The 10,110-nt window shown below is 66.4% G+C and carries 7 protein-coding genes; 4 read left to right on the top strand and 3 right to left on the bottom strand.

The genetic code is table 11. The features are described from left to right. Window positions 1-143: 143 nt before the first annotated feature. From AC3WL7_RS15330 to AC3WL7_RS15320, 3 genes are read right to left on the bottom strand one after another with little or no spacing between them, the layout of a single operon-like run. Window positions 144-3,221, bottom strand: coding sequence for an efflux RND transporter permease subunit (locus AC3WL7_RS15330; protein WP_492751361.1), 3,078 nt, complete (start codon window positions 3,219-3,221; stop codon window positions 144-146). Next, a complete protein-coding gene (locus AC3WL7_RS15325; protein WP_492751359.1) occupies window positions 3,218-4,390 on the bottom strand; it encodes an efflux RND transporter periplasmic adaptor subunit in 1,173 nt (390 codons plus the stop codon). The genes AC3WL7_RS15330 and AC3WL7_RS15325 overlap by 4 nt, the downstream gene beginning before the upstream one ends. Beyond that, a complete protein-coding gene (locus AC3WL7_RS15320) occupies window positions 4,387-5,634 on the bottom strand; it encodes a TolC family protein (RefSeq protein WP_492751357.1) in 1,248 nt (415 codons plus the stop codon). The genes AC3WL7_RS15325 and AC3WL7_RS15320 overlap by 4 nt, the downstream gene beginning before the upstream one ends. 62 nt (window positions 5,635-5,696) lie before the next feature. On the opposite strand from AC3WL7_RS15320, the gene AC3WL7_RS15315 reads away from it, so the two are divergent. The 4 genes from AC3WL7_RS15315 to AC3WL7_RS15300 all read left to right on the top strand — a co-directional run bounded on the left by AC3WL7_RS15315 (window position 5,697) and on the right by AC3WL7_RS15300 (window position 10,071). After that, window positions 5,697-6,371, top strand: coding sequence for a response regulator (locus tag AC3WL7_RS15315; RefSeq protein WP_492751355.1), 675 nt, complete (start codon window positions 5,697-5,699; stop codon window positions 6,369-6,371). Then, a complete protein-coding gene (locus tag AC3WL7_RS15310) occupies window positions 6,364-7,737 on the top strand; it encodes a sensor histidine kinase (RefSeq protein WP_492751353.1) in 1,374 nt (457 codons plus the stop codon). The genes AC3WL7_RS15315 and AC3WL7_RS15310 overlap by 8 nt, the downstream gene beginning before the upstream one ends. 327 nt (window positions 7,738-8,064) lie before the next feature. Beyond that, on the top strand, window positions 8,065-9,033 hold the full coding sequence (locus tag AC3WL7_RS15305) for a formylglycine-generating enzyme family protein (protein ID WP_492751351.1): 969 nt from the start codon (window positions 8,065-8,067) through the stop codon (window positions 9,031-9,033). A 102-nt stretch (window positions 9,034-9,135) separates the two neighbouring features. After that, window positions 9,136-10,071, top strand: coding sequence for a formylglycine-generating enzyme family protein (locus tag AC3WL7_RS15300; protein ID WP_492751349.1), 936 nt, complete (start codon window positions 9,136-9,138; stop codon window positions 10,069-10,071). Window positions 10,072-10,110: the final 39 nt, after the last annotated feature.

The raw sequence follows: 10,110 nt of genomic DNA, 5'->3' as shown, positions 1-10,110 counted from the left end.
TCCGCAGATCCATGCTTGTCGGTCCCTCCACCCTGGCTCCTACATACCTCGTAGGAGCCGGGGGGAACATACAAGCCCATGCTCGGCTGCTCTCCGCACAGAAGCCAGACGCAGCCAAGCATGGGCTCGGCTCTATATTTTCGTCAGCCCGCCCGCGCCTCCCGCCGGCGGTGCACCCAGTAATACAACGTCGGCAGCACCAACAGCGTCAGCAGCATCGCCGACAGCAGGCCACCGATCACCACCACCGCCAGCGGCTTCTGCGTCTCCGCACCGATGGCATGCGAGGTGGCCATCGGCAGCAGGCCGAACATCGCCAGCAACGCGGTCATCAGCACCGTGCGCAGGCGCTGCAGCGAGCCCTGCACCACCGACTGCAGCAGATCCATGCCCTGCTCGCGCAGCTGGGCGAAGCGGCTGAGCATCACCACGCCGTTCAGCACCGCCTGGCCGAACAATGCAATGAAGCCGATCGCGGCCGACACCGAGAGCGGAATGCCGGTCACCCACAGGGCCAGGATGCCGCCGATCATCGCCAGCGGCACGTTGGCCAGGATCAGCGCCGCACTGCTGATGTCCTTGAACGCATCGAACAGCAGCACGAAGATGATCAGCACCGACAGCGGGATCACCCAGCCCAACCGCTTCATCGCGCGCTGCTGGTTCTCGAACTCGCCCGACCATTCCAGACGGTAGCCCTCCGGCAGTGCGACGCTGGCATCCACCCGCGAACGCATGTCGGCCACCACGCTGCCCATGTCACGGCCGGCGATGAAGATGCTCACGGCCTTCACCCGCTGCGCATTCTCGCGGGAAATGTTGATCGCGCCGCTGGCCATGCGGAAATCAGCCACATCGGACAACGTCACCGTATGTCCATCACCGATCCCCACCGGCACCATGCGCAGGCGCTGCAGGTCGCGGTCGGCATCGTCCAGGCGCAGGGTGATCGGGAACCTGCGGTCGCCTTCCCACAGTTCGCCTACTTCACGGCCCCCCAGCGCCGTCTCGATCACCTCGTCGATGTCCCGCACGTTCAGCCCGTAGCGCGCGGCACGGTCGCGGTCGATCTCGATCTGCAGCTGCGGCAGCGAACCATCGCGGTCGATGAAGGCGCTCTCCACGCCGTCCACGCCACGCACCTGGCCGAGGATGGCCTGGGCCTGTCGATTCAGCACGTCCAGGTCGGCACCGCTGACCTTGATGACGACCTGGCCCTTGATCTGCGAGATGCTCTCCAGGATGTTGTCGCGCACCGGCTGCGAGATCGAGAACTCCGGCCCGGGAATGCGCTGTTCGAGCGTGCGCTGCAGATCGGCGATCAGCTGCCGCTTGTCCACGCCCTTGGGCCATTCCTTCTCCGGCTTCAGCGCCACAAGCGCCTCGATCTGGTTCGCGCCCTTGGCATCGGAGCCGTCTTCGGGCCGCCCAAGCTTGGCCACCACCGTCGACACCTGCGGATAGGTGTTCACCAGTTCGCGGATGCGCCGCGACTGCTGCTGCGCTTCGGCCAGGCTGGTGCTGGGGTCGAGGGTGGCGGTGAGCCAGATCGACCCCTCATCCAGCTCGGGCAGGAACTCCGAGCCCAGTCGCGCGCCCAGTGCCAAGGTGCCGACCAGCAGGGCCACGGCGGTCAGCACCACTGCCCGCGGTCTGGCCAGGGCGCGTTCCAGCACCGGCTGGTACCAGCCGGTCAGCCGGTCCATCAGCGGGTTCTCGCCGCGCATGCGGTCACGGCGCAGCCACCAGTAGCAGAACAGCGGCACCACGGTCAGCGCCAGGATCAGTGCGCCGATCAATGCCGAGGTCACCGAGTAGGCCATCGGTGCGAACATCCGGCCTTCCTGCCGCTGCAGGGTGAAGATCGGGATATGCGCGGCGATGATGATGAGCATCGAGAAGAACGTCGGCCGCCCGACCTCCGAGGCCGCCGACAGCACAGTGGAGAACCGCGTCTTCCGGTCCGCCGTACTCGGCAGCGCGGACAAGCGCGAGACGATGTGCTCGGTGACGATGACCGCACCGTCGATGATGATGCCGAAGTCCATCGCCCCCAGCGACAGCAGGTTGGCCGGCACGCCCCACAGGTGCAGGCCGAGGAAGGTGGACAGCAGCGCCAGCGGCATCATCGCCGCCACGATCAGCGCCGCGCGGGCGTTGTACAGGAACAGCCAGAGCACCAGGAACACCAGCACCGCACCTTCCAGCAGGTTGCGGAACACCGTCTTCAACGTGGTCGACACCAGCCAGGAGCGGTCATAGAACGGCTCGATGCTGACCCCGACCGGCAGTTGGCCGGCCTCGATCTCGGCCACGCGCGCATGCAGGGCATCAAGCACATCGGACGGATTTTCGCCCTTGCGCATCAGCACCATGCCGAACACCGCGTCGTCATTGTCGTCCTGGCCGACCAGCCCCTGCCGCGGCAGGCCGGTGTCGGCAATGCTGGCCAAGTCACGCACCAGCACCGGCGTGCCGCCCTTCTGCCCCACCACCACGCTGCCGATGTCGGCGGGCGAGCGCATCAGGCCAACGCCGCGGATCAGGAACTGCTGCTGGCCGCGTTCGACATAGCCACCGCCGGCATTGGAGCTGCCCTTCTCCAGCGCTTCAGAGAACTCCCCCAGGCTGATGCCACGGTCGCGCAGCTTGTCCAGGTCCGGCTTGACCTGGAAGGTACGCGCGTAGCCGCCGAAGCTGATCACATCGGCCACGCCGGGCACGGTGCGCAGGCCACGCTCCATCACCCATTCCTGCACCGTGCGCAGTTCGGTGGGGCTCATGTGCGGTGCCTTCAGCACGTAGCGGTAGATCTCACCCACCGCCGAGCTCATCGCTTCCAGCTCCGGCGTCACGCCTTCGGGCAGGTCCACGCCCTGCAGGCGCTCCAGCACCTGTTGCCGGGCGAAGTAGTCATCGGCCTTGTCATCGAAGGTCAGGATGATCATCGACAGACCGAACTGCGTGTGCGAGAACACCCGCACCGAGTGCGGAATGCCCGACAACGCCACTTCCAGTGGCATCGTCACCTCGCGCTCGACCTCCTCCGCCGCGCGGCCCGGGTGCAGCGACACCACCGTTACCTGGGTGTCGGACACATCAGGGAAGGCCTCGACCGGCAGCACGCGGAACGCCGCAACGCCGCCACCGATGAACAGCAGCAGCGCCAGCATCACCATCAGCGGCTGGCGCAGGCAGTACGCAATCAAACGGTCGATCATGGTGCGGCGCGCCCCGTGCCGGAGGAGGACGTGGCCGGCGCGGTATCCACCAGCTGCTGCAGCAGCAGGCCACCTTCAACCACCACGCGGCTGCCGGCGGGCAGGCCCTCGCGTACCCACAGGCGGCCATCGCCCAGTTCTTCGGCCTGCACGGCACGGCGGGCGTAGTGCCCCTCGCCTTCCTCCACGAACACGACCTGCTTGCCGTCGATCAGCAGCACCGCCGCATCCGGCAGCGATACGCCACCCTGCTCCGGCAACGCGACCTGGGCCCGCACATACTGCCCCGCCTTGAAACTGCGGTTGCGGTTGCCCAGCTCGGCGCGGGCCTGCACCACGCGGCGCTCGCTGTCGACGAAGTCATCGACATGCTGCAGCGTGGCCTGCAGCGTGCTGCCGTCGGCCGCCGGCACACGCACCTGCATGCCGGGCCGCAGGCGACCAGCCAGGCTCTCCGGGATGTCCAGCAGCAACCACAGGCGATCGGGATCACCGATGACCGCCAGCGGCTGCTCGCTGTCCGGGCCGACGTTCATGCCGGGGCTCATGCGCCGTTCCACCAGCACGCCGTCGATGGGCGCGCGCAGCGGCAATCGCTGGTCAACGCGGTTGCCATTGCCATAGGCGGTAGCAAACGCGGCGGCGCGGGCATGGTCGGCCTGGCTGCCGGCAAAATGCGCTTCCGCCTCGTCCAGTTCGCGGCCCGAGGCCACGCCGGCGGCATGCAGCTCGCGGGTGCGCTCCAGCTCACGCCGGGCCTGCTGCAGTTCGGCCTGCCCACGCACACCCTCCGCCTGCGCCTGGCCGAACTCCGGCGAGGTGATCCAGGCGATGACCTGGCCGGCCTTGACCTTCTGCCCCGGCTGCGCCTCGATGCGCGACACCTGCCCCGGCATCGGGGACCGCAGTGCACTGGAACGGGTTTCGTCCCACACGATGCGGCCAGGCAGCGGCAGCGATGCGCTGGCCCCCTCGCCCACGGCCTCGCTGCGCAGTACCTCCAGCTGGCGGCTGTCGGCCGGGAACTGGATCTGGCCCGCACTGACGGCCGGCGCAGGATCGGCATGGGTCGCCGGCTCACGCCCGCAGCCGGACAGCAGGGCCAGCGCGAGCAGCGCAGGCAGCAACGCGCGGCGCGCGCGCGGTTGGGTGACGTCACGCGGGGTCATGGGGCATCTCCTTGGGCTACAGACGTGGCCGCGTTCCAGCGCGCCAACGCAACGGCATGGTCGGCACGCGCCTGGATCAGCGCGGCTTCGAAGTCGCGCCAGCTGCGGCGCGCATCCAGCAGGTCGGTCAGGCTGGCCGCACCGCGTCGGTAGGCCAGCTCGATGCCTTCAACGGCCTTGCGCGCGCTGTCGGCCTGCAGGCCTTCGTACGCCTGCCGGCGCTGCGCGGCGCTTGCGGCGCTGGCCTGCAACTGATCCAGCTCGGCCCAGGCCTGGCGCTGCAGCGCATGCAGTTCCAGCGCAGCGGTATCGCGGTCGGCCTCGGCGCGCTGGATGCCGCCATGCGCACGCGAGGTCGCACCCAGCGGAATCGTCACCGAAACGCCCCAGGTAACGCCGTTGATATCGGTCGGCTCACGCTCGGCTTCCACGCCCCACTGGATGTCGCGGCCGCGCTCGCTGCGCGCCAGCGACACGCCCGCATCGGCGGCGGCCAGCCGCGAACGGGCGGCGCGAAGGTCGACACGCTGCTGCGGATCGGCAGCGCTGCTTGCGGGTTCGAGGGTGGCATCCGGCCAGTCATCGTCGGCACTGAGCGACGCGCTTTCATCCATGCCCAGCAGCAGGGCCAGCGCATGCCGCGCATCGCGCAGATCCAGCGCCGCGTCACGCGCCGCGTCGGCCACCGCCAGGTCATCCACCGCAAGGCGCGCACGATCCACCGGCGCCATCGCCCCGGACGCGACCTGGCGTTCGGCCGCCGCCATCTGCTCGGCGGAACTGCGCCGGTTCGCCTCGGCAACGTCGAAGTTGTCCTGCGCGGCCTTCAAACCGAAGTACGCCTCGTGCAGCGCCAGCTGCTGGCGACGCTTGGCATCCAGCATGTCCAGTCCGGCCGCCTCCACCAGTGCATCGGCCTGGCGCATGCGCAGGCTGCGCTTGCCACCGCGCTCCCAGGTCCAGCCAAGGCCAACGGTGCTGTCCACGCGCTTGTCCTGCCAGCGGCCGCTGCCGACGCCGTGCTTTGGGCTGATCTTGCTGCTGCCCAGCGACAGTTCGGGCGCCGGCCGCAGTGCGGCAGTAAGTGCATCACCCTGTGCTCCGCGCAGTTCCAGTGCCGCCGCGCGCAGGTCGGGGTTGTGTGCATCCATGGCGCGTTGTGCGTCCTGCAGGCTGATCGCCCAGGCCGCCGGTGCGCACGCCAGTGCGGCCAGCAGGGCCGCCGAACGAGGGAGGAAATTCATGCGCGCCACGGTAAGGTGGCGCACTTGCGCCAAACTTTCCCGAACCTTGCGCGAAGCTTGCAATGCGAATCCTGTTGATCGAAGACGACGCGGCCCTGGCCGACGGCCTGGTGCGCGCCCTGCAGGGCGCCGGGCACCTGTGTGACCACCTTGCGCTGGGCCTGCTGGCACCCGCGGCACTGGCCGCTGCACCCTATGACGTGATAGTGCTGGACCTCTCGCTGCCCGATGTGGATGGGCTGGAACTGCTCTCGCGCCTGCGCGACCAGGGCATCACGCTGCCCGTACTGATCCTCACCGCGCGCGATGGCGTGGAGGATCGCATCCTCGGCCTGGACCGCGGTGGCGATGATTACCTGGCCAAACCCTTCGCACTGGGCGAGCTGGAAGCACGCCTGCGCGCCCTGTCGCGTCGCCGCAGCGATGCTCCGGCACAGAAGCGACTGGGCCGGCTGTGCCTGGACAGCATCCGCCGGGAAGTACAGGTGGACGGCCAACGCATCGAGTTGACCGCGCGCGAACTCGCCCTGGTGGATGCACTGATGCAGCAACCCGGGCGCACGGTCACCAAACAGCGGCTGTTCGACACGCTGTACAGCTGGGACCACGACGCCAACCTGTCGGTGATCGAGGTGCATGTCAGCCGCCTGCGCCGCAAGTTCGAGCAGGCCGGCGCGGGTGTTGGCATCCGCATGCTGCGCGGTCTCGGCTACCGGCTGGAGGCCATCGATGATTGAGCGCGTGCACAGCCTGCGCGGGCTGCTGCTGCGGCGCCTGTGGCTGCCGCTGCTGGTCCTGCTGCTGTGCAGTGCGGTGGGATCCTTTGCACTGGCGCGCTACTTTGCCGGCCAGGTCTACGACCGCTGGCTGTTGGATTCAGCGATGTCGCTGTCCGAGCTGGTGAAGGACCAGGACGGACGCGCCGTGATGGACGTGACGCCGGCGATGTCGCGCATGTTCACCTGGGACACCGTGGACGAGGTGCATGGCGAAGTGGTCGACGCCGCCGGTGCACGTCTCTACGGCGATCTGCCCGAAGCGCTGCCGCGTCCCGCGCAGGCCGCGGACGACGAGGCGACCTACTACGATGCGCGGCTGCGCGGGCAACCCGTGCGCATGGTGGACGTGGTGGTGCCTGTGGCAGGCGGCCACGACGTGCGCCTGCGCGTGGCCGAGACCCTGCGCAAGCGGCACCGGCTGGAGCGCAAACTGCTGATGACCAGCGTGCCCTTCCAGGCCGCGATTCTCGCGCTGGCCGCATGGCTGGCCTGGTCCGGTACCGGCGCCGCAGCGCGGCATGCCAACCAGGTCGCACGGCGCCTGGCCAGCCCTCGCCCGGACCCCTTGGCGCCGTTGGACCCGGCGCAGGAAGCCCCGCGTGAGCTATGGCCGGCGGTAGAGGCCTACAACGCGTTGCTGCAGCGGCTGGATGCGATGCAGGCGGCACAGCGGCGCTTTGTCAGCAACGCGGCACACCAGTTGCGCACGCCCTTGGCCGCGATGCAGGTGGAGCTGGAAAGTTCGTTGCGGCAGCGGGATCCACAGGCACAGCAACTGGCGCTGTCCGGCACGCTGGCCGGCTTGTCGCGGCTGCAGCATCTGGTCAACCAGCTGTTGCTGCTCAGCCGTTCGGAGGATGCACAGGGCAGTGCCCTGCCGTTGCAGACGCTGGACGTCGCCGTGCTGGCACGTGGCGTGGTCGAGCGCTATGCCGACCGTGCGCTGGCGGCCGGCGTGGACCTTGGCTACGAAGGGCCGGATGACGGCGTGCCGGTTGAAGGCGATGCGCCGCTGCTGCGTGAAGCGCTGGGCAACCTGCTGGACAACGCGCTGCGGTACGGTGCCGAGCAAGGGGTGATCACGCTGGCGGTGCAGCGGCGCGACGACGGCGTGCAGCTGTGGGTGGATGATGATGGTGCCGGCATTGACGCGACTGAGCGCGGCCGCGTCACGGAACGCTTCTACCGCGCCAGCAGCCAAGGCGATGGCTGTGGCCTGGGCTTGGCCATCGTGGCCGAGATCGCGCAGCGGCATGGCGCCGCGCTGGAGATCGGCAGCGCCCCGATGGGCGGCGCGCGGGTGGGGTTGCGGTTTTCTACCTGACCGTAGAGTCGAGCTTGCTCGACTGCAGGCGGACTCTGTAGAGCCGAGCCCATGCTCGGCTGCTTCTGGCCTGATGCCGAAGCCGAGCGCGGGCTCGGCTCTACAGGATCGGCCGCCGGGCATGGCCCGGCGCTACCGTTACGACTTTGACACAGCGCACCGCACGGGTAGAGCCGAGCCCATGCTCGGCTGCTCCTGGCGCGGTGTCTGAGCCGAGCATGGGTTACGCCCTACAAGATCCAGGCAGCGGAGAGCGTCAGCCACCACGTGCCATGCCCCCGCATTGCTACGCTGATTCAGTCCCTCCAGAACTGATCGGTGCTTTCAATGCCGCCTCTTCGATCCGCGCTTCTGAAATCCCTTGTGCCAGCAGCGTTTCTATTGACCGCTTGCCAAGGTCCCGCGCCGAAAAAGCCCCAAACGCTCTCTCCTGAGCTCACAGCACGCATCGAAGCTTTGTCGCAAAAGACCAAAAAAGAACTGGTTGAGGTGGAGGGCGGCACCTTCATCATGGGCGACTTCGGTCCCATCGACCCGCGCGCAAAAATGCCATACAGCAGTGACCGCAACGATGACGTGCTGCGCGAGGTAACCCTAAGCAGCTACGCAATTGGTGCGAAGAAGGTCACCTACGCCGACTTCGACGTCTACACCGATGCCACGGGGCAGCCACGAACGGCGCAGTACCCGATGGATCTGGAGTACAGAAACATACCGGACGACCTCCCCGTCGGCGTGAGCTGGAAGGCTGCACAGGAGTACTGCGGATGGGTTGGCGCGCTAATCGGGCGCAAGATGGGGCTGCCAACCGAGGCGCAATGGGAGTACGCAGCGCGTAACCGCGGACAATTCATCATTTGGCCCACCGATGATGGCAGCGTGGACGATGGTAGGAATGTAGGGGACTACAGAACCATCACAAGCTACGCTTCCAAGCGTGGCTACATGTCTGGTCCGACTCCGTTGGGACAGTATCCGCCCACTCCGCTGGGCTTGTACGACATGATCGATCATGGATTTGAGTGGATGTTTGATTGGTACAGCGATTCTTATGACGCTTCAGATACGAGAGACCCTCGCGGACCTGCGCGTGGCAAGGAGAAGGTCCAAAGAAGCCACAGCAATCGGGGCGGAGATTCCCTATTCATCGTGTCGATGACGTTCACCCGTTTCAAGGACACTCCAGACACTCCTCCAGACCCCCTACTCTCCGAGGAAGGAAGGCGACTTTTCAATCCCAATGGCTCAAACAGGTTTCGCTGCGCAGGAGCCTCGCTTACGCCTCCTTTGGTATGAGTGTCGCCCACCTGTAAAGCCGTTGCTACGCTGATTCAGTCCATCCAGAACTGATCGGTGCTTTCAATGCCGCCTCTTCGATCCGCGCTTCTGAAATCCCTTGTGCCAGCAGCGTTTCTATTGACCGCATGCCAAGGTCCCGCGCCGAAAAATCCCCAAACGCTCTCTCCTGAGCTCACCGCGCGCATCGAAGCATTGTCGCAAAAGACCCAAAAAGACCTCGTGGAGGTGGAAGGCGGCACCTTCATCATGGGCGACTTCGGTCCCATCGATCCGCGCGCGAAGATGCCGTACAGCAGTGACCGCAACGATGACGTGCTACGTGAGGTGACCCTAAGCAGCTACGCAATTGGTGCCAAGAAGATCACCTACGCCGACTTTGACGTCTACACCGATGCCACAGGACAGCCCCGCACCGCGCAGTATCCGATGGATCTTGAGTACCGAAACCTGCCCGACGACCTGCCGGTAGGCGTGAGCTGGGAGGCTGCACAGCAATACTGCGGATGGGTGGGAAAATTGATCGACAGGAAGATGGAGCTGCCAACAGAGGCGCAGTGGGAATACGCAGCGCGTAACCGGGGTCAGTTCGTCATATGGCCCACCGATGATGGCAGCGTAGACGACGGTAGGAATGTGGGGGATTACGCAACCGTCACACGCTACGCGTCGCAGCATGGCTACATGTCTGGACCCACTCCAATCGGCCAGTATCCGCCCACTCCATTGGGCCTGTACGACATGATCGATCATGGGTATGAGTGGACTTTTGATTGGTATCAGGAGACATACGATGGTTTGGACGCATGGAATCCTCGCGGACCGGCGCATGGCAAGGAGAAAGTGCTGCGCAGCCACGGCAATCGAGGCGGAGATTCGCTATTCATCGTGTCGATGACGTTTACGCGATTCAAGCGGGATCCCGAACCGGGGCCTAATCCACTCCTGGACGACGAGGACAAGCACCTTTTCAACCCCAACAGCTCAACTAGATTTCGCTGCGCAGCTGCTGCGCCCGCCGCCTCAAAGAGCAGCTGACGCAGCTTAGGAAAAGCTTTCCCGCTTTCGTCCAATAGC

This window comes from Stenotrophomonas sp. FW305-3-2-15-E-LB1 (assembly GCF_058787375.1).
This window is presented reverse-complemented; position numbering and strand designations above follow the sequence as displayed.